Annotated in this window: 17 protein-coding genes; 10 read left to right on the top strand and 7 right to left on the bottom strand. The window is 67.0% G+C overall.

What is annotated here, in order from left to right; translation table 11 throughout:
- The first annotated feature begins 2 nt into the window (after positions 1–2).
- From deoC to AC1DVA_RS06325, 4 genes are all read left to right on the top strand, one after another.
- Complete coding sequence (gene deoC / locus AC1DVA_RS06340) at positions 3–761, top strand: deoxyribose-phosphate aldolase (protein WP_476805393.1); 759 nt, start codon at positions 3–5, stop codon at positions 759–761.
- The gene (gene deoA / locus AC1DVA_RS06335; protein ID WP_476805392.1) at positions 762–2,087 is read left to right on the top strand and encodes a thymidine phosphorylase; all 1,326 of its coding nucleotides are present in this window, start codon (positions 762–764) and stop codon (positions 2,085–2,087) included. It abuts the gene before it with no gap.
- The gene (locus AC1DVA_RS06330; protein WP_476805391.1) at positions 2,084–3,028 is read left to right on the top strand and encodes a 2-hydroxyacid dehydrogenase; all 945 of its coding nucleotides are present in this window, start codon (positions 2,084–2,086) and stop codon (positions 3,026–3,028) included. Before deoA ends, AC1DVA_RS06330 begins: the two co-directional genes overlap by 4 nt.
- A gap of 99 nt (positions 3,029–3,127) precedes the next feature.
- The gene (locus tag AC1DVA_RS06325; RefSeq protein WP_476805390.1) at positions 3,128–4,492 is read left to right on the top strand and encodes an esterase-like activity of phytase family protein; all 1,365 of its coding nucleotides are present in this window, start codon (positions 3,128–3,130) and stop codon (positions 4,490–4,492) included.
- 164 nt (positions 4,493–4,656) lie between these two features.
- Here the strand turns inward: AC1DVA_RS06325 and AC1DVA_RS06320 are convergent, their stop codons facing one another.
- The 4 genes from AC1DVA_RS06320 to nth all read right to left on the bottom strand — a co-directional run bounded on the left by AC1DVA_RS06320 (position 4,657) and on the right by nth (position 8,672).
- Positions 4,657–5,475, bottom strand: coding sequence for an ATP-binding cassette domain-containing protein (locus AC1DVA_RS06320; protein ID WP_476805389.1), 819 nt, complete (start codon positions 5,473–5,475; stop codon positions 4,657–4,659).
- A 10-nt stretch (positions 5,476–5,485) separates the two neighbouring features.
- Positions 5,486–6,790 (bottom strand): sugar ABC transporter permease, encoded by a 1,305-nt coding sequence (locus AC1DVA_RS06315; RefSeq protein WP_476805388.1) that lies wholly within the window; start codon positions 6,788–6,790, stop codon positions 5,486–5,488.
- Complete coding sequence (xylF, locus tag AC1DVA_RS06310; RefSeq protein ID WP_476805387.1) at positions 6,783–7,829, bottom strand: D-xylose ABC transporter substrate-binding protein; 1,047 nt, start codon at positions 7,827–7,829, stop codon at positions 6,783–6,785. Before xylF ends, AC1DVA_RS06315 begins: the two co-directional genes overlap by 8 nt.
- 141 nt (positions 7,830–7,970) lie before the next feature.
- Positions 7,971–8,672, bottom strand: coding sequence for an endonuclease III (nth, locus tag AC1DVA_RS06305; RefSeq protein WP_476805386.1), 702 nt, complete (start codon positions 8,670–8,672; stop codon positions 7,971–7,973).
- A 20-nt stretch (positions 8,673–8,692) separates the two neighbouring features.
- On the opposite strand from nth, the gene AC1DVA_RS06300 reads away from it, so the two are divergent.
- Positions 8,693–9,220: a DUF2244 domain-containing protein gene (locus tag AC1DVA_RS06300; RefSeq protein WP_476805385.1), complete on the top strand. Its 528-nt coding sequence runs from the start codon at positions 8,693–8,695 to the stop codon at positions 9,218–9,220.
- Between the two features lie 6 nt (positions 9,221–9,226).
- Here the strand turns inward: AC1DVA_RS06300 and AC1DVA_RS06295 are convergent, their stop codons facing one another.
- Complete coding sequence (locus AC1DVA_RS06295; protein ID WP_476805384.1) at positions 9,227–9,829, bottom strand: class I SAM-dependent DNA methyltransferase; 603 nt, start codon at positions 9,827–9,829, stop codon at positions 9,227–9,229.
- Between the two features lie 211 nt (positions 9,830–10,040).
- On the opposite strand from AC1DVA_RS06295, the gene AC1DVA_RS06290 reads away from it, so the two are divergent.
- The gene (locus AC1DVA_RS06290; protein ID WP_476805441.1) at positions 10,041–10,940 is read left to right on the top strand and encodes a methylated-DNA--[protein]-cysteine S-methyltransferase; all 900 of its coding nucleotides are present in this window, start codon (positions 10,041–10,043) and stop codon (positions 10,938–10,940) included.
- 2 nt (positions 10,941–10,942) lie between these two features.
- Here the strand turns inward: AC1DVA_RS06290 and AC1DVA_RS06285 are convergent, their stop codons facing one another.
- Positions 10,943–12,580 (bottom strand): hypothetical protein, encoded by a 1,638-nt coding sequence (locus AC1DVA_RS06285; RefSeq protein WP_476805383.1) that lies wholly within the window; start codon positions 12,578–12,580, stop codon positions 10,943–10,945.
- A 155-nt stretch (positions 12,581–12,735) separates the two neighbouring features.
- Positions 12,736–13,914 (bottom strand): fumarylacetoacetate hydrolase family protein, encoded by a 1,179-nt coding sequence (locus AC1DVA_RS06280; protein ID WP_476805382.1) that lies wholly within the window; start codon positions 13,912–13,914, stop codon positions 12,736–12,738.
- 198 nt (positions 13,915–14,112) lie between these two features.
- Here AC1DVA_RS06280 and ugpB point away from each other — a divergent pair, with 198 nt between their 5' ends.
- The 4 genes from ugpB (at position 14,113) to ugpE (ending at position 17,992) form a co-directional block, all read left to right on the top strand.
- Positions 14,113–15,438 carry a sn-glycerol-3-phosphate ABC transporter substrate-binding protein UgpB gene (gene ugpB, locus AC1DVA_RS06275; RefSeq protein WP_265051110.1) on the top strand — a complete coding sequence of 442 codons (1,326 nt, stop codon included), beginning with the start codon at positions 14,113–14,115 and terminating at the stop codon, positions 15,436–15,438.
- A 75-nt stretch (positions 15,439–15,513) separates the two neighbouring features.
- Positions 15,514–16,395 (top strand): sn-glycerol-3-phosphate ABC transporter permease UgpA, encoded by an 882-nt coding sequence (ugpA, locus tag AC1DVA_RS06270; RefSeq protein WP_476805381.1) that lies wholly within the window; start codon positions 15,514–15,516, stop codon positions 16,393–16,395.
- Positions 16,395–17,144, top strand: a complete 750-nt coding sequence (locus AC1DVA_RS06265) for a creatininase family protein (protein WP_476805380.1) — start codon at positions 16,395–16,397, stop codon at positions 17,142–17,144. Before ugpA ends, AC1DVA_RS06265 begins: the two co-directional genes overlap by 1 nt.
- Positions 17,144–17,992, top strand: coding sequence for a sn-glycerol-3-phosphate ABC transporter permease UgpE (gene ugpE, locus AC1DVA_RS06260; protein WP_265051113.1), 849 nt, complete (start codon positions 17,144–17,146; stop codon positions 17,990–17,992). The genes AC1DVA_RS06265 and ugpE overlap by 1 nt, the downstream gene beginning before the upstream one ends.
- Positions 17,993–17,998 lie beyond the last annotated feature (6 nt).

Raw genomic sequence — 17,998 nt, 5'->3', positions numbered from 1 at the left:
CCATGTCGGAAGCCGCTCTCGCCAGGCGTGCGCTTGCGCTGCTCGATCTGACTGATCTCGCCGACGATGCCACCAAGGAGGGCGCCCGCGATCTCTGTCGTCGCGCCGTCTCGGGCCCGGTGCCGGTGGCGGCGGTCTGCCTCTGGCCGCGCTTCGTGGCGACGGCGCGTGAAGCGCTGGGCAGCAGCACCGTCCGTATCGCGACCGTGGTGAATTTCCCCGATGGCGACACGCCGATCGCACCCGTGATCCGCGAGACCGAAGCGGCGCTGGAAGCCGGTGCCGACGAAATCGATCTGGTCCTGCCCTGGCGCGCCGTATTGGCCGGGCAGGCCACGGCGGCCGGCGCCATGATCCGCAACATCAGCATGCGCTGCGAGGGCAAGCTGCTGAAGGTCATCCTCGAAACCGGGGAATACCCCGATCTCGACAAGGTGAGGGAGGCGTCCGAGCTCGCCATCGCCGCAGGTGCCGATTTCATCAAGACCTCGACCGGCAAGACGCCGCGCTCGGCCAGCATCCCCGCCGCGCGGGTGATGCTCGGCGTCATCGCCGCGGCAGGGCGCCCAATCGGGCTCAAGCCGTCCGGCGGCATCCGCACGCTGGCCGATGCGAAGAGCTATCTCGACCTCGCCGATGCGATGATGGGTCCTGATTGGGTGACGCCCGGGACGTTCCGCTTCGGCGCCAGCGGTCTTTACACCGCGCTCCTCGATGCGATCGGTGGCACGGCGTCCGACACGCCGCGAGGGAGCTACTGAATGCGCCTGACCCAGGAAATCATCGCCGCCAAGCGCGACGGCGAGGAGCTGCCCGATGCCGATATCCGCCAGATCATCGCCGGGCTGACCGACGGCTCGGTCAGCGAAGGGCAGGCTGCCGCCTTCGCCATGGCGGTCTATTTCAACGGAATGAATGAGAAGGAGCGCGTCGCGCTCACACTCTCCATGCGCGATTCCGGCACGGTGCTGCGCTGGGACGACCTGCCCGGCCCGGCGCTCGACAAGCACTCGACCGGTGGGGTCGGCGACACCGTGAGCCTGCCGCTCGCTGCGGCGGTGGCTGCCTGCGGGGGCTATGTGCCGATGATCTCGGGGCGCGGGCTCGGCCATACCGGCGGCACGCTCGACAAGCTCGATGCCGTGCCGGGTTATGTGACGCAGCCGGGCGTGGCGCTGTTCCGCAAGGTGGTGCGCGAGGCGGGCTGCGCCATCATCGGCCAGACCGCCGATCTCGCCCCCGCCGACAAGCGGCTCTATGCCATCCGCGACGTGACCGCGACGGTGGAAACCATTCCGCTGCTGGTGTCCTCGATCCTGTCGAAGAAGCTCGCCGCTGGCCTCCACGGCCTCGCCATGGATGTGAAATTCGGCTCCGGCGCCTTCCTGCCGGACTACGCCAAGGCGCAGGCCCTGGCCCAGGCCCTGGTCAGCGTCGCCAACGATTCCGGCCTGCCGACGAACGCGCTTCTGACCGATATGGACGAGCCGCTCGCCTCGGCCGCGGGCAACGCGCTCGAGGTGGCCTACGCGCTCGATCACCTCACCGGGCGCAGGCGCGAGCCGCGTTTCCACGAGGTCACGGTCGCGCTCGGCGCCGAGATGCTGCTGCTCGGCGGCCTTGCCGCTGATCTCGACGCCGCCTGCGCGCGGATCGAGGGCGCTTTCGCCTCGGGTGCTGCCGCCGAACGCTTCGCCCGGATGATCGTGGCGCTCGGCGGGCCGGCCGATCTGCTGGAGGCGCCGGAGAAGCATCTGGCAGCCGCGCCGATCGCAAAGCCGGTCTTCGCCGAGAGCGCGGGCAGGGTTGCGTCCATCGACACCCGCGCAGTCGGGCTTGCGGTCGTCGCGCTCGGCGGCGGCCGCGTTCGCCCGCAGGACCCGATCGACCATGCCGTCGGCATCGTCGAGCTGGCCGGCATCGGCGACAATACGGGCCCGGACCGTCCGCTCGGCATTGTCCACGCCCGCGACGAGGCAGGCTTCGCCGCGGCAAGCGCGCGCTTGCGCAAGGCCTATCGGATCGGAGAGGGTGCGGCGCGCGGCGCTCTGATCGCGGAACGGATCACGGAGAGGTTTTCGGCATGAGTTTGCTTCTGGCCATGACGAGCTGGCATGTCGAGGACTGGCGTGCGCGGTTCCAGGCGCTTCTGCCTGACATGCCGGTCGTGGTCCTCGGCGAGCCCTTCGACCGCCGCGCCGTGCATTATGTCGCGAGCTGGAAGCACCCGGCCGGCAGCCTGACCGGCCTGCCCAATCTCGCCGCGATCTTCTCGCTCGGCGCCGGCGTGGATTTCCTCTTCGCCGACGACAAACTGCCGCCGGTGCCGATCGCCCGCGTCGTCGATCCCGACCTGACCACGCGGATGAGCGAATATGTCGTGCTGCATTGCCTGATGTATCTGCGCCAGCAGCATCGCTACATCAGCCAGCAGCAGCGGAAGCTCTGGGAGGACGACCGTAATCAGCCGGCCGCCCGCTCGGTGCGCGTCGGCATCATGGGTCTGGGCGAACTCGGACAGGACGCCGCCCGCAAGTTGCAGGCTGTCGGCTTCGACGTCGCCGGCTGGAGCCGCTCGCCCAAGACGATCGATGGCCTGCCGACCTTTTCCGGCGAGGACGGCATGAAGGCCTTCCTCGCGCGCACCGATATCCTCGTCTGCCTCGTGCCGCTCACGCCCGACACGCGTGGGATCATCAATGCCGAGCTGATCGCCGGGCTCGCGCGGGATGGCCGCCTCGGCGGCCCGTTCGTGATCAATGCCGGTCGCGGTGGCCTGCAAGTGGAAGCCGATATCCTCGCCGCGCTCGAAACCGGGGCATTGAAGGGCGCGACGCTCGACGTCTTCGAGACCGAGCCCTTGCCGGTCGAATCCCCGCTCTGGGCCCAGCCGAACGTGACGATCACGCCGCATAACGCGGCGATGTCGGAGCCGGAAGCGATCGCTTCGCTGATCGCGGCGCAGATCAGGCGGCTGGAAGCAGGTGAGCCGCTCCAGCACGTGGTCGATCCGGCGCGCGGCTACTGAGGGAGCCGGCGCGACCGTCACGGAACGGTCGCAGGGCTGTCGTCGTGTCGCAATCCGGGCGGGCGAAGCGAAATGCTTCGTCCTTCCCCGGAGCTGTCCATGCGCCTGTCACTCATCGCCGCCCTGCTGCTGTCCTCGACCATGCTCGCCGGGGCCCAGGAAACCCAGAAGGAGTTCCCGGCGAAGCTCGTCGGCCACGCCCTGCTGCCGGCGAACACCATCATCCCGGCTCCGGCCGATGCCCCGGCCGATCTCAAGGTCTCCGGCAAGTTCGTCACGCCGGGCAAGCGCGTCGAGGCGCTCAGCACCGTGGTGGGAACCTCGGGCGGGCGTCCGACCGGCCTTTCCACCCCCTTCGCCGGCCAGCCCGTACAGGGCTCCTCCGGCATCCGCTCGCTCGGCAATGGCGAGTTCCTCGTGCTGACCGACAACGGCTTCGGCACCAAGGCGAACTCCCCCGATGCCGCGTTGTTCTTCCATCGGCTGAAGGCCGATTTCGCCGGCGGCAAGATCGAGCGCCTCGCGACGACCTTCCTGCACGATCCCGACAAGAAGGTGCCGTTCCGCATCGTCCATGAGGGCACGGATAAGCGCTACCTGACCGGCGCCGATTTCGATCCGGAATCGATCCAGCCGATCGGCGGCAAGTACTGGATCGGCGAGGAGTTCGGCCCCTACCTCATCCGCGTCGACGCCAACGGCAAGGTCGAGGCCGTGTTCGAGACGTTTGCCGACGGCAAGCCGGTGCGCTCGCCCGATCATTACGCCGTGACGACGCCGGGCGCCCCCGATGCTCCGCTGCCCGTCGCCTTCAATGCCCGCCGCTCGAAGGGCTTCGAGGGCATGGCGCAGTCGCCGGATGGCCGCTTCCTCTACCCGCTGCTGGAAGGCCCGCTCTGGAACGCCGAGACCAAGGCCAATGAGCAGGTCGACGGCAAGGACGCGCTGCGCATCCTGGAATTCGACGTCGCCAACGAGAAGTGGACCGGCCGCTCCTGGTTCTTCCCGCTCGAGGACAAGGTCAACGCCATCGGCGACTTCAACATGATCGATGGAACCACAGCGCTGATCATCGAAAGGGATAACGGCGAAGGCACCACCGACAAGGCTTGTGCCGCCGGTCAGAAGGGCCCGGACTGCTTCCACGACCTCGCCAAGTTCAAGCGCATCGTGAAGATCGAGATGACCGACGCCAATGTCGGCAAGTCCGTGCGCAAGGTCGGCTATATCGACCTGATGAAGATCGCCGATCCCGACAAGAAGGCGAAGCAGGGCGCCATCGACGGCGTGCTGCCCTTCCCCTTCTTCACCATCGAGAACGTCGACGTCGTCGATCGCGCGGGCGGCATCATCGTCGTCGGCAACGACAACAACCTGCCCTTCTCCTCCTCGCGCGATCCGAAGAAGGCTGATGACAACGAACTCGTGCTGCTGTCGGTGAAGGAGCTGCTCGACGCGAAGTGAGCAGCTCTCCCTTCTCCCCTTGCGGGAGAAGGTGGCCGCGTAGCGGCCGGATGAGGGGTCGCGCTGCCGTTCCGGTCGCGCATCATAAGCGCAAGAAATAGCAGCGTTGCGCAACCCCTCAATCCCAACCCTCTCCCGCAAGGGGAGAGGGGGGCTGTGCCGCGCTACCCCCGTAAAGCCCCCGGCCCTTTCACCGCGGCCGGCGGGCATTTGCCCGAGATGATCATGCCCAGCACCTCGTCCTGGGTGACGTCGGCGGTGCGCGCGGTGCCGACCACCTTGCCGTTCTTCATCACCGTGACGCGGTCGGCGAGGTCGAAGACATCGTGCAGGTCGTGGCTGATCAGGAAGATGCCGATGCCCTGCTTCTTGAGCTGCAGGATCAGCTCGGCAACCTGCTTCGTCTCGGCTGGACCCAGTGCGGCCGTGGGCTCGTCCATGATCAGCACGCGGGCATTGAAATAGATCGCCCGCGCGATCGCGACCGACTGGCGCTGCCCGCCGGAGAGCGCCTTCACCGGCTCCTTGAAGCGCCGGAAATGCGGGTTGAGCCGGCCCATCACCTTGCGGGTCTCCGACTCCATCGTCGCGTCGTCGAGCGTGCCCCAGCCGGTCAGAAGCTCGCGGCCGAGGAAGATGTTGGCGGCGGCATCGACATTGTCGGCGAGCGCGAGCGTCTGGTAGATCGTCTCGATGCCGTGGCGCTTGGCGTCGCGCGGGCTCGACAGCGAGACCTCCTCGCCATCGACCCGGATCGTGCCGGAATCGGCCCGGTAGGCGCCGGACAGGATCTTGATCAGCGTCGACTTGCCGGCGCCGTTATGGCCGAGCAGGCCGACGACCTCGCCCGGCATCAGGTCGACGCTGGCGCCGTCGACCGCCTTGATGCCGCCGAAGGCGATCGAGATGTCGTGCATCTCGATCAGTGGCGTGCCCTGGCCGGGATGGGTCTCGGCGAGATCGGTCGGTTCCGCGATGCTCATCGGAGCCTCCTCAGCTCAGCCGCTGGCGGTAGACCCCGTCGAGCCAGACCGCGAGGACGAGAACAATGCCGACGACGATGTTCTGCAAGGGCGCATCGACGCCGATCAGCACCATGCCGGATTGCAGCGACTGCATCACCAGCGCGCCCAGCATCGCGCCGGCGATGGTGCCGACGCCGCCGGCGAGCGAGGTGCCGCCGATGACCGCCGCCGCGATCACATAGAGCTCGTCGAGCGTGCCGGCCGCGTTCGTCGAAGCATTGAGCCGCGCCGTCGAGATGCAGGCGGAGATGCCGACGAGTACGCCCATCAGCCCGAACACCAGCATCAGCACCTTGCGGGTGTTCACCCCGGAAAGCTGCGCCGCCTCGGGGTTGCCGCCGATGGCAAAGACATAGCGCCCGAAGCGCAGGCGATTGGCGAGGAAGGTCATGGCGACGCCGACCGCGAGCGCGATCAGCACGGGAACGGCGAGCCCGTGGCCGATGGTCAGACCGCCCTCCGGCCAGGTGCCGCCCTTGGCTTCGGTGAGACGGCGGGCGATGCCGGCCGGCAGCGCATAGGCGTTCGCCACCATCACCGTCGCCAGCACCGCCGCGCAGCCGAGCCCGGTGATCGCGATCTCCGCCCAGAGCGGACGCAGCGCGAAGCCGAAGCGCTTGCGCCGCCGGCGGATCAGCGCAGCCGCCACGCAGATCGCCACGCACAGGCCGATGCCGATAGCCCAGGAGGCGCTCGTGCCGATCGCGCCCTCGACGCCGCCGCCGAAGGGGCGGAAGCGCGAATCCATCGGCGCGATGGTCTGGCCCTGCGTCACCCACCAGGCCGCGCCGCGCCAGACCAGGAGCCCGCCGAGCGTGACGATGAAGGAGGGGATGGCGAGATAGGCGATCAATGCGCCCTGCATCAGCCCGACGAAGCCGCCGAGCGTCATCGCGAGCAGCAGGCTGACCACCCAGGTCAGCGGGTGCTCGAAGCCCCACAGCTCGGGCAGCAGCCGGACCTGTACGAGCCCGACCACCATGCCGACGAAGCCGAGCATCGAGCCGACCGAGAGGTCGATGTTGCGGGTGACGATGACCAGCACCATGCCGCAGGCCATGATCGAGATCGACGCGGTCTGGACCAGCAGGTTCCAGAGGTTGCGCGGCGTCAGGAAGGCGCCGTCCGACAGCCAGTTGAAGCCGAGCCAGATGACCGCGAGCGCGGCGACCATCCCGATCATGCGCGGATCGAATTCGATCTCGCGCAGATGGTCGCTGAAGCGTTTGCGCTCCTGCGCCGGATGAGCCGGCGCCGGGGTCGTGTTAGTCACAGGCCTTGACCTTGCCGGCTGCGACGCCCTGGCAGACCGCCGATTTCGCCGCCCAGCCGGCCTCGATCACCACGCCGAGATTGTCCTTCGTCACCGGCACCGGCTTCAGGAACAGCGCCGTCATCTTCTGCTTGGACGGGCCCTGGTCCCAGGCGGCCGAGCCCGGGACATCGGCGAGCTTGGCGCCACCCGCGAGCTTGAGCGCGATCTCGGCTGCGTTGCGACCCAGTTCGCGCGCATCCTTCCAGATCGTCACGGTCTGCGTGCCCAGCGCGACGCGGTTGAGCGCCGCGCGGTCGGCGTCCTGGCCGGAGACCGGCACCGAGCCGGAAAGCCCCTGCGCATCCATCGCCGCGATGGCGCCGCCGGCCGTGCCGTCATTGGCGGCGATCACCGCATCGACCTTGTTCTGGTTGCGGGTCAGGATCTGCTCCATGTTCCGCTGGGCGTTGGCCGGCAACCAGCCATCGGTGAAGGCTTCGCCGACATTCTTGATCTTGCCGCCATCGATCGCGGGCTTCAGCACCTCGATCGAGCCCTGGTAGAGGAAATTGGCGTTCGGGTCGGAGCTCGAGCCCTTGATGAAGACGTAATTGCCCTCCGGCTTCGCCTTCTGGATCTCGCGCGCCATCATCCGGCCGACCTCGACATTGTCGAAGGTCAGGTAGAAGGCCTGCGGGATTTCGATCAGGCGGTCGTAGCCGACGACGCCGATGCCCTCGTTCACCGCTTTCTCCACGGCGGGCCGGATCGCCTGGGCATCCTGCGCCAGCACGATGATCGCCTTGGCGCCGCGCGCGATCAGGCTCTCGACATCGGTGAGCTGCTTGGCCGGCGAGGATTGCGCATCGGCGGAGAGATAGGTGCCGCCGGCCTTCTCGACAGCCGCCTTGATCGCGGCTTCGTCGGTTTTCCAGCGCTCTTCCTGGAAATTCGACCAGCTGACCCCGATGACCGGGCCTTTCGATTGCGCGATGGCGCTGGAATGAACGGACATGGCGGCAACGGCGATGCTCGCCGCGAGGACGAAACGCTTCATCACACTGACCTCCTGAGCTTCCTCTGCCGCTGACTCTCAGGCTTTCCGAGCCCGTATGGCGTCCGGCGGGTGGAGCACAACCCAGAGGGGAGAAGCTGTCAAGCAGACTAACGGAGGGCTGGCGGCAACCTGGCCGGCAGGTCAGGCGACGCGCTTGTCGGGTGAATCGCAAAGGTCGTTCTGGATGCAGCGGCCGCATTCGGGCCTGAGCGCCTTGCAGGTGTAGCGCCCGTGCAGGATCAGCCAGTGATGGGCGTGCCGGCCGAACTCCTCCGGCACTGCCTTTTCCAGCCCCATCTCGACCTGCAGCACGTTCTTTCCGGGCGCGATCCGCAGCCGGTTGGCGACGCGGAAGACATGGGTGTCGACCGCATGGGTGATTTCGCCGAAGGCGATGTTGAGCACGACATTCGCGGTCTTGCGGCCGACGCCGGGCAGGCTTTCGAGCTCCTCGCGCGTGGTCGGCACCGCGCTGCCGAACTGCGCGATCAGCTTCTCGCTGAGCGCGATCACGTTCTTCGCCTTGTTGCGATAGAGCCCAATCGTCTTGACGTGCTCGCGCACCGTCTCCTCGCCCAGCGCCAGCATCTTCTCCGGCGTGTCGGCGATGGCGAAGAGCTTGCGCGTCGCCTTGTTGACGCCGGCATCGGTCGCCTGTGCCGATAGCACGACGGCGACCAGCATCGTGAAAGCGTTCACGGATTCCAGCTCGCCCTTCGGCTCCGGATTGGCGGCGCGGAACCGCTCGAAGATCTCGCGGATCTCGGCCGGCTTGCGGGCGCGCGCCAACGTGATGCGTTTCGCCGGAGCACGGGCGCGCGCGGGCCTGTTCTGCTGATCCATGTCGGCGTTATAATACCGCAATGGAACCCGGCAAGAGCCCAGCAAGCGAAGGCGAGGACGCTGCGAAGCGGCCTGTCTTCGACGCGACGATCACGCCGCATCGCTCGCTCGGCCAGAGCGGCTTCCGCATCGTGATGACGCTGGTCTGCCTGGCGAGCGTGGTCTCCTCGATTCCCTTCATCGTGCTCGGCGCGTGGCCGGTCGCCGGTTTCTTCGGCATCGACGTCGTCGCGCTGTTCATTGCCTTCCACGTCAATTTCCGCCACGCCCGCGCCTTCGAGCGCATCGTGGTGACGCCGCTGGAAGTCCTGCTGCGCAAGGTCTCGCATCACGGCCGCGAGGCGGTCTGGCGCTTCAATCCGGCCTGGACCCGGCTCGAACGCCAGAACGACGAGGATTATGGCCTGCTGGCGCTGAAACTGGTCTCGCGTGGGCAGAGCGTCGCGGTCGCCGGCGCGCTTTCGCCGCAGGAGCGAGCCGGCTTCGCCGATGCGCTCGGCTCGGCCCTGGCGAGCGCCCGCCGCGGCCCCGACTACGGCGCCTCCTGAGCGGATTCAGCTCCGGCGGGCGAGCCAGATGGTGTGCCCGCCGCAGCTCTGGTCCTCGACAGCATGCGCGACGACGGCAAAGCCGTTCTCGGCCAGCAGCGAACGGTATTCTTCGGGATCGAGGCTGCCATGATAGAGCGGCTCGCCTTCGAAGGTCCCGATCGCCTCGCCATGCGACGGACCGCTGGTGAACATCAGCGCGGCGCCCGGCACGGCATGCTCCGCGAAGACCGGAAACATTCCGCGCTGGTCCTGCGGCGTCAGGTGGAAGAAGCTGTCCCAGGCGATCAGCCCGTCGAAGCGGCGGCCGAGCGCGAGACGGCGCATATCCGCGACCTGCCAGCGATGCGCCGGGAAACGCGCTTCGCACAATGCGATCATCGCGGGAGCCGAATCGACACCGGTGATGGCATGGCCCTCCGCGATCAGATGCCGTGCAATCGGCTCGCCCGAACCGCAGCCGATGTCCAGGATCGAACCGCCGGGCTTCAGGAGCGCGCGGAAACGGTCGAGCCAGGGCCGCTCGAACAGCGCCTTGCCGCGCAGCCCGTCATAAGTCGCTGCATGACGCTCGTAGAGCTCGACGATGGCGGCAGGGGCGGAGGTCATGAAGGGTCTCTTGGCAAGCGAATTTGAGAGAGCTGCGCAAACTAGGCTGGGCGAGCCCGGTCTTGCCAGCTTTCGGGTGGGAACGGCATGGTGCATGCCCTAGATTCGCATCATGACGAACGGTGCGAGGCTCACGATGAATGCTTCCATGAAAACGGCGATGACCCCGACACGCTTCTCCAATGCGGTGTTGGCGCGTGCTGCCGAGGCGATGCCGAGCGAGGCCGATTTCCCCACGACGGCGCCGGGCTCGGACTATGACACGGTCCGGCGCATCCTCTCCTTCATCACCCATAACTGGCGCGAGCAGCCGACGATCGAGGCGATCGCGGATGCGGCCGGCGCGACCCCGACCGATGTCCACCATCTCTTCCGGCGCTGGTGCGGGCTGACGCCGAAGGCTTTCCTGCAGGCGATCACGCTCGACCATGCCAAGGGGCTGCTCGCCTCCTCGGCCAGCGTGCTCGACACCGCGCTCGAAGTCGGCCTGTCCGGCCCCGGCCGGCTGCACGATCTCTTCGTCACGCATGAGGCGATGTCGCCGGGCGAGTGGAAGGCCGGCGGCGGCGGCTTGAAGCTATCCTACGGCTTCCATGTCTCGCCCTTCGGCGAGGCGCTGATCGTGGTCACGGATCGCGGGCTGGCCGGGCTCGGCTGGGTCTCGAACAGCGCCGATGGCGGCAAGGTCGTCGGCGGGCGTGCCGAGGCGCTGGCCGACATGATGCGGCGCTGGCCCCATGCCGATTACCACTATGATCCTGTCCTGACCGCACCTTATGCCGGCCGCATCTTCGAGCCCAAGGCCTGGTCGGCGGAGACGCCGCTGCGCGTGGTCCTGATAGGCACGGATTTCGAGGTACGGGTCTGGGAGACGCTGCTGAGGATTCCGGTCGGCTGCGCCACGACCTATGGCGAGGTCGCCAACCAGATCGGCCGGCCGAGCGCGGCGCGCGCCGTCGGCATGGCGGTCGGTAAGAACCCGATCTCCTTCGTGGTGCCCTGCCACCGCGTCATCGGCAAGTCAGGCGCGCTGACCGGTTATCATTGGGGCCTGACACGCAAGCGCGCCATCCTCGGCTGGGAAGCCGGACAGGCGGCCGCCGCCGGCTGAATTCAGCGCCGCAGATACATGTCCCAGCAGGGCGCGAGCGCGATCCGTTCGCGCCCTTCGAGCGCGTCGGCGAAGAGCTTGCGGATGGCCTCGCGCGCGGTGGTCGGCGGACATTTCGGTGCCAGGATCGCGTCGATCCGTCCCAGCTCCGTCAGCATGTCCGGTTTGAGCGGCGGCGTGCTGCGGCCGGGATCGAGGCCGAGCGGCACGGCGCGGGCGGACACGCGCCGGAGCAGGCGGTTCATCGGATCGACGAAATCGAGCGTGAAGACGCCATTGAGCTGGCGCTTGTTCGCAGCCTCCCAATTGCGGATCGCCGTGATGCCCTGCTGGATCTCCAGCATCCAGGTCGCCTGAGCGTCGATTTCCGCATAGAGGATGTAGGAGGGCAGCAGATCGCGCCGGACGAGATCGCGATAGCTCTCCTGTTGGCTGGCATAGTGCTCCAGCATCCCGGCCGCGCGCGCGGCGATATCCGGTTTCACGCTGACCCGCCCGAGCGGCCCGAGATCGGGCACGTCGAGGCCGGCATAGGTCGGGGCGCTCATGGCGGCACGCATGCCCCGTTCCACGCAGATCACGGCCGAGGGCAAGGCGACCGCGAGCACCAGCACGAGCATCACCGGCCGCAGCCGATCATCGCGACGCTGCCACCATTCGGCGAGGACCGGCAGCAGGATCGGCCATAAGCCGATGAATTCGAGCGAGCCCGTGTTCTGCGTCTCGAAGAAGGCGAGCGCCACAAGACCCACGGCGAGCCAGCCGAGAGGCGAATCCGCGAGGGTCCGCCAGCCCGCAAGGGTGCGCGGCAGCCCGTCCCGCCATGCCGAGAAGGCCAGCGCCGCGAGCAGCAGCAGGGCCGGGCCGATGACGTTGAACTTCACCGAGGCCACGGTCAGGAAGCGCGGCAGCAGCGTGCCGGTGTTGAGCCCGAGCAGCGTCAGGACATTCGCGAGATAGGCCGAGGTCAGCCCGGTCGTGATTTCAAGCAGCGCGAGCGCGGCGATGACGGCGGCTGCGGCCGTGATCGCATCCCGAAGGCGCATGCGCCCGCTCAGCATCGCATAGCCGACAAGCAGCGTGCCCGTGACGGCGCCCGTGATCTTCGCCAGGAAGAGCGCCAGCATCAGCACCGCGACGAGCGCGACCTGAAGGCGGCGCTGCGCGAAGAGCAGCGTCGCGATCAGCAGGTAGAGGAGCATGGCGGCATGCCGGTTGTAGAAGCCGAAGCCGTCGAAACCCGGCATCGGATACAATGAATGCAGGTTGATCGGCAGCGCCGCGAACAGCAGGAAGGGCAGCACGAGCGCCAGCGCCTGCGCGCGCGATCGCCGGGCAACGTCGTTCGCCAGCAAGGCGAGCACCGGCAGCGTCACCGGCAGCAGCGCCCAGTTGATCAGCAGCATCGGCTGCGCATTCGGGAAGAGGGCGTCGAGGCCGGCGGTCAGATAGAAGCCGAGCGGCCCGACAGGCACGAAGAAATCGAGGCTCGGCACTTGGCCCAGCCCGATGCGCCAGGCCGCGTCGAGATAGACAACCGTATCCCAGGCATTCGCACCGATCGGCAGGCGCAGCGGCAGGATCAACCCTGCGACGGCCAGCGCCGCGAAAGCGGCGATCCATAGGCCGGGAGAAAGCATCAGCCGTGCCGCCATACGGCTGCCCCGCGTTTGGGAGTGTCGCCCCCCGATCTCGCTCATCGCCACGCCGAACTCTCCTGGTCCAGCCGGCGCTATGGCAGACAATCCTTACCAGCAGCCTGCTGCGATTGCAGAAACCCCAGCCGGGGCTGCAACTAGAGCAGCCCGCGCTTGGCCAGATGGCGCATCAGATGCGAGGCGCCGAAGGTCCAGGGCTCGCAGGCGTCGGTGCGCTTCATCCGGTTGACGAGGCTGCCCAGCTCCGGCGCGGCGATGGTGACGATGTCCCCGTATTTATGGGTGAAGCCGCCGCCCGGCGCATCGCGGTCCTTGATCGGCGCGAACATGGTGCCGAGATAGAGCGCCGCTCCGTCCGGATACTGATGGTGCGGGCCGATCATCTGCGCGGCGAGGTCGGCCGGGTCGCGGCTGATCTTGGCGATCGAGGAGGAGCCTTCCAGCGTGAAGCCGTCCTCGCCCGCTACCGTCAGCGTCACGGTCGTGCGGCGGACATGATCGAGCGTGAAGCCCGCGTCGAAGAAGCGGATGAAGGGGCCGACGGCGGCGGCCGCGTTGTTGTCCTTCGCCTTGCCGAGCAGCAGGGCCGAGCGGCCTTCGACATCGCGCAGGTTGACGTCGTTGCCGAGCGTGGCGCCGACGATGCGCCCGTCGGACGCGACGACCAGCACGATCTCCGGCTCGGGGTTGTTCCAGCTCGATGCGGGGTGGAGGCCGGCATCGGCCCCCGTGCCGACCGTCGACATCGCCGGGGCCTTGGTGAAGATCTCTGCGTCCGGGCCGATGCCGACCTCGAGATACTGGCTCCAGGCCCCCTGCTTGATCAGCACCTCCTTGAGATGCATCGCCTCGGGCGAGCCGGGCTTGAGCTTGGAGAGGTCGTCTCCGATGAGTTTTCCGATCTCGGCCCGGATCGTCGCGGCAGCCGCCGGGTTGCCGCGTGCCTTCTCCTCGATCACCCGCTCCAGCATCGAGACCGCGAAGGTGACGCCCGCCGCCTTCACCGCCTGCAGGTCGAGCGGGGACAAGAGCCAGGGCCGCTTCGGATCGCGGCTGTCCACAGGGGTGTTGGCGAGGATGTCGGCCAGGGACCCGAGCGTCTCGCCCTGGGCCGCCCGCAGCGCCGCGGCCGGATCGGCGCTCTCGCAGAGGTCGCGGCTGGTCGGGAAAGCGGCGGTGATGTCGACGACCTGCCCGTCTCGCAGCGCCACCACGGCGGGGCCGCCGAGATCGGGGCGCCAGACCCGGCCGACGAGCGCGGCCGCAGCGGAATCCGTCGGCAGGGTTGCGGTCACGGCAAGGTCGAGCTTCGGCATGATGCGGTCCGGAAACGAGTTCGAGTCGGGAGCGCAGATCAGCCGGTTATGCGCGAATGCGCAAGCCGTACCGCGACCATAGGCGCATTGCGGTAGGCGTCATCGATTTGTCATTGAAATGTCGCCTGCGCTTCATGCTAGCTTGCGCACCAACGACAAGAACCGCGGCGGGGTCCGCCCGCGGAAGGGAGATCGTCCATGACCATCAAATCGCGCATCCTGATGTCGGTAGCGGCCTTCGCGCTCGCCGGCGCCTCGCCTGCCCTGGCACAGACCGAAATCCAGTGGTGGCACGCGCTGACCGGCGCCAACAATGACGTCGTCGTCAAGCTTGCCGAGGACTTCAACGCCTCGCAGAAGGACTACAAGGTCGTTCCGGTCTACAAGGGCTCCTACCCCGACACGCTGAACGCCGGCATCGCCGCCTTCCGCGCCGGCCAGGCGCCGCATATCCTGCAGGTCTTCGAGGTCGGCACGGGCACGATGATGTCGGCCAAGGGCGCGGTCAAGCCGGTCCACGAGATGATGAAGGAAGCCGGCGAGAAGTTCGATCCGAACGCCTATCTGCCTGCCATCACCGGCTATTACTCGACGGCCAAGGGCGAGATGCTCTCCATGCCGTTCAATTCCTCGTCGATGGTGATGTGGTACAACAAGGACGCCTTCAAGAAGGCGGGCCTCGACCCCGAGAAGCCTCCGAAGACCTGGCCCGAGACCTTCGAGGCCGCCAAGAAACTGAAGGCCGCCGGCTTCGACAAATGCGCCGTCTCGAACGCCTGGGCGCCCTGGGCCAATATCGAGCAGTTCGGCGCCTGGCATAACGTGCCGCTCTCGACCAAGGTCAACGGCATGGCCGGCTTCGACGCCGTCATGAACTTCAACCAGAGCCCGCTCTTCCTGAAGCACTGGACCAATCTGGTCGAGCTGCAGAAGGACAAGACCTACGACTATTCCGGCCGCACCAACAACGGCGAAGGCCGCTTCACCTCGGGCGAATGCCCGATCTTCCTGACCTCCTCGGGCTTCTTCGGCAACGTCAAGGCGAACGCCAAGTTCGACTGGGGCAATGCGGCGATGCCGTATTATCCGGAAGCCGCGGGCGCTCCGCAGAACTCGATCATCGGCGGCGCCTCGCTGTGGGTGATGGGTGGCAAGAAGCCTGCCGAGTACAAGGGCGTCGCCAAGTTCTTCACCTTCCTGTCGGATGTCGACCGCCAGGTGAAGCTGCACACCGAGTCGGGCTACCTGCCGATCACCAAGGCAGCCTATGAGAAGGTCAAGGCGTCGGGCTTCTACAAGGACAAGCCCTATCTCGAGACCCCGCTCCTCGAGCTGACCAACAAGGCCCCGACCGACAACTCGAAGGGCCTGCGCTACGGCAGCCTCGTCCAGATCCGCGACATCTGGTCGGAGGAGCTGGAGGCGGCGCTGAACGGCCAGAAGACGCCCAAGGCGGCGCTGGACGCAGCGGTCGAGCGCGGCAACCAGATGCTGCGCCAGTTCGAGCGCACCGCGGCGCGCTGATCCGACTGCCCTCTTGCATCCATTGGCCATCCCGGACAAACCCGTCCGGGATGGCCGTCTCGTCCAAGGAAGCCGATGCAGAAGAACGCCTACTTCAAGGGGCTGACCATCCCCTTCCTGCTGCTGGCGCCGCAGCTCGCGATCACCATCGTGTTCTTCTACTGGCCGGCGAGCCAGGCGGTCTGGCAGAGCTTCCTGCTTGAGGACGCCTTCGGCACCTCGACCGAGTTCGTCTGGTTCGAGAACTACCAGACGCTCTTCGCCGACCCCGGCTATCTCAAGGCCTTCATCAATACGGCGATCTTTTCGACCTTCGTCTGCGTGCTGTCGCTGTCGATCGCGCTGCTCTTCGCGGTGATGGCGGATCGGCAGCTCAAGGGCGGCGAGGTCTACAAGACCCTGCTGATCTGGCCCTATGCTGTCGCGCCCGCCATTGCCGGCGTGCTCTGGATCTTCATGTTCGATCCTTCGCTCGGCATGCTGGCGCGCGGGTTGCAGTCGCTCGGCATCGCCTGGAACCCCCGGCTCAACGGCAATGACGCCATGCTGCTCGTCATCCTCGCCGCGACCTGGAAGCAGATCAGCTACAATTTCCTGTTCTTCCTCGCCGGCCTGCAATCGATCCCGAAAAGCGTGATCGAGGCGGCGGTGATCGACGGCGCCCGGCCTATGCGCCGCTTCTGGACCATCGTCTTCCCGCTGCTCTCGCCGACGACCTTCTTCCTGCTCGTCGTCAACATCGTCTACGTCTTCTTCGACACCTTCGGCATCATCGACACCGTGACCGGCGGCGGCCCCGCTGGCGCGACCGAGACGCTGGTCTACAAGGTCTTCGCAGACGGCAAGGGCGGCTCCAACCTCGGCGGCTCGGCGGCGCAGTCCGTGATGCTGCTCATCATGGTCATCGGGCTGACCGCGGTCCAGTTCCGCTTCATCGAGCGCAAGGTGAGCTACTGATGGCGTCCGTGCTCTGGCTAGAACTGACCGCCGAGGAGCTGCGCGCCAAGGCCGCGGGCGATGCCATCGTCGTCCTGCCCGTCGCCTCGGTCGAGCAGCACGGGCCGCATCTGCCCGTCGGTGTCGACACCATCCTGTGCAGCGGCGTCTGCAAGGCGGCGGCCGAGCGCGCCGGCGATGTCGACGTCGTGGTCACGCCGACCCTGTGGTGCGGCATGGCCGAGCATCACATGGCCTTCGGCGGCACCTTCACCTTCGACATCCCGACCTATCGCGCCGTGCTGCTCTCCCTCCTCAAGAGCATCGAGCGCCATGGCTTCCATCGCGTGCTGATCGTCAACGGACATGGCGGCAACATCGCCGCGCTGACGGCCTTCCTGCCCGATTTCGCGCGTGAGACGCGGCTGCATATCGAGGCGACCACCTATTTCCTGCTGGCCGAGGCGGCGCTCCCGCCGTTGCTGGAGGATCAGCAGGCCGTGCAGCATGCCTGCGAGGTCGAGACCTCGATGATGATGGTGCTGGCGCCGGGATCGGTCCGCGATGCCCGTCTCGGCGAGGCTTTCGGCGCGCTCGACGGCCTGCCCGGGCGCCCGACCGTCTCACGCCACCGTTCCTTCCGGGACATGACCGAGACCGGGGTGATCGGCGACGCCCGCCGTGCCACGACGCAGAAGGGCCAGGCCTGCCTGGATGCCTGCGCCGAGGCTCTGGCCGGGCTCCTGCGCGAGATGGGGAAGGGGATCTGATGGTCGAGGACCGCCGCCTGGGCGACGCGATCGCCTATGTCATCCTGACGATCGGCGTGCTGATCGTCGCCTTCCCGGTCTGGCTGACCTTCGTCGCCTCGACCTGGGACGCCGCGACCGTGATCAACGGCCAGATGCCACTCTATCCCGGCCCGTATTTCCTCGAGAACTACAACCGCATCCTCTTCATCGGCACCTCCGGCACGACGCGCGAGCCGGTGATCGGCATGATGTTCAACTCCTTCGTCATGGCGATGACGATCGCGCTGGGCAAGATCTTCATCTCCGTGCTCTCGGCCTATGCGGTGGTGTACTATCGCTTCCCGTTCCGCATGGCGGCGTTCTGGACCATCTTCATCACGCTGATGCTCCCGGTCGAGGTCCGCATCTTCCCGACCTTCAAAATCGTCTCCGATCTGAACATGCTCGACACCTATCAGGGCCTCGCCGTCCCGCTCATCGCCTCGGCGACGGGAACGCTGCTGTTCCGGCAGTTCTTCATGACGATCCCGGACGAGTTGCTGGAAGCGTCGAAGATCGACGGCGCCGGTCCGTTCAAGTTCTTCAAGGATACGCTGCTGCCGCTCTCGATCACCACGATCGCGGCGCTCTTCGTGATCCAGTTCATCTATGGCTGGAACCAGTATCTCTGGCCGCTGCTGGTGACGACGAAGGACTCGATGCAGACCATCGTCATCGCCATCAAGAAGATGATCGTCACCACCGACGCCCTGACCGAATGGCAGCTCGCCATGGCCACCGCCATGCTGGCGATGCTGCCGCCCGTCTTCGTCGTCATCGCCATGCAGAGGCTCTTCGTAAAGGGCCTGGTCGAAACCGAGAAGTAATCCGCG

This window comes from Allobosea sp. P4_C6 (assembly GCF_056402015.1).
This window is presented reverse-complemented; position numbering and strand designations above follow the sequence as displayed.

Excerpts from the sequence above, each read along its gene's own strand:
- deoC (WP_476805393.1), top strand. The coding sequence starts at position 3 with ATGTCGGAAGCCGCTCTCGCCAGGCGTGCGCTTGCGCTGCTCGATCTG.
- deoA (WP_476805392.1), top strand. The coding sequence starts at position 762 with ATGCGCCTGACCCAGGAAATCATCGCCGCCAAGCGCGACGGCGAGGAG.
- AC1DVA_RS06330 (WP_476805391.1), top strand. The coding sequence starts at position 2,084 with ATGAGTTTGCTTCTGGCCATGACGAGCTGGCATGTCGAGGACTGGCGT.
- AC1DVA_RS06325 (WP_476805390.1), top strand. The coding sequence starts at position 3,128 with ATGCGCCTGTCACTCATCGCCGCCCTGCTGCTGTCCTCGACCATGCTC.
- AC1DVA_RS06320 (WP_476805389.1), bottom strand. The coding sequence starts at position 5,475 with ATGAGCATCGCGGAACCGACCGATCTCGCCGAGACCCATCCCGGCCAG.
- xylF (WP_476805387.1), bottom strand. The coding sequence starts at position 7,829 with ATGAAGCGTTTCGTCCTCGCGGCGAGCATCGCCGTTGCCGCCATGTCC.
- nth (WP_476805386.1), bottom strand. The coding sequence starts at position 8,672 with ATGGATCAGCAGAACAGGCCCGCGCGCGCCCGTGCTCCGGCGAAACGC.
- AC1DVA_RS06300 (WP_476805385.1), top strand. The coding sequence starts at position 8,693 with ATGGAACCCGGCAAGAGCCCAGCAAGCGAAGGCGAGGACGCTGCGAAG.
- AC1DVA_RS06295 (WP_476805384.1), bottom strand. The coding sequence starts at position 9,829 with ATGACCTCCGCCCCTGCCGCCATCGTCGAGCTCTACGAGCGTCATGCA.
- AC1DVA_RS06290 (WP_476805441.1), top strand. The coding sequence starts at position 10,041 with ATGCCGAGCGAGGCCGATTTCCCCACGACGGCGCCGGGCTCGGACTAT.
- AC1DVA_RS06285 (WP_476805383.1), bottom strand. The coding sequence starts at position 12,580 with ATGCTTTCTCCCGGCCTATGGATCGCCGCTTTCGCGGCGCTGGCCGTC.
- AC1DVA_RS06280 (WP_476805382.1), bottom strand. The coding sequence starts at position 13,914 with ATGCCGAAGCTCGACCTTGCCGTGACCGCAACCCTGCCGACGGATTCC.
- ugpB (WP_265051110.1), top strand. The coding sequence starts at position 14,113 with ATGACCATCAAATCGCGCATCCTGATGTCGGTAGCGGCCTTCGCGCTC.
- ugpA (WP_476805381.1), top strand. The coding sequence starts at position 15,514 with ATGCAGAAGAACGCCTACTTCAAGGGGCTGACCATCCCCTTCCTGCTG.
- AC1DVA_RS06265 (WP_476805380.1), top strand. The coding sequence starts at position 16,395 with ATGGCGTCCGTGCTCTGGCTAGAACTGACCGCCGAGGAGCTGCGCGCC.
- ugpE (WP_265051113.1), top strand. The coding sequence starts at position 17,144 with ATGGTCGAGGACCGCCGCCTGGGCGACGCGATCGCCTATGTCATCCTG.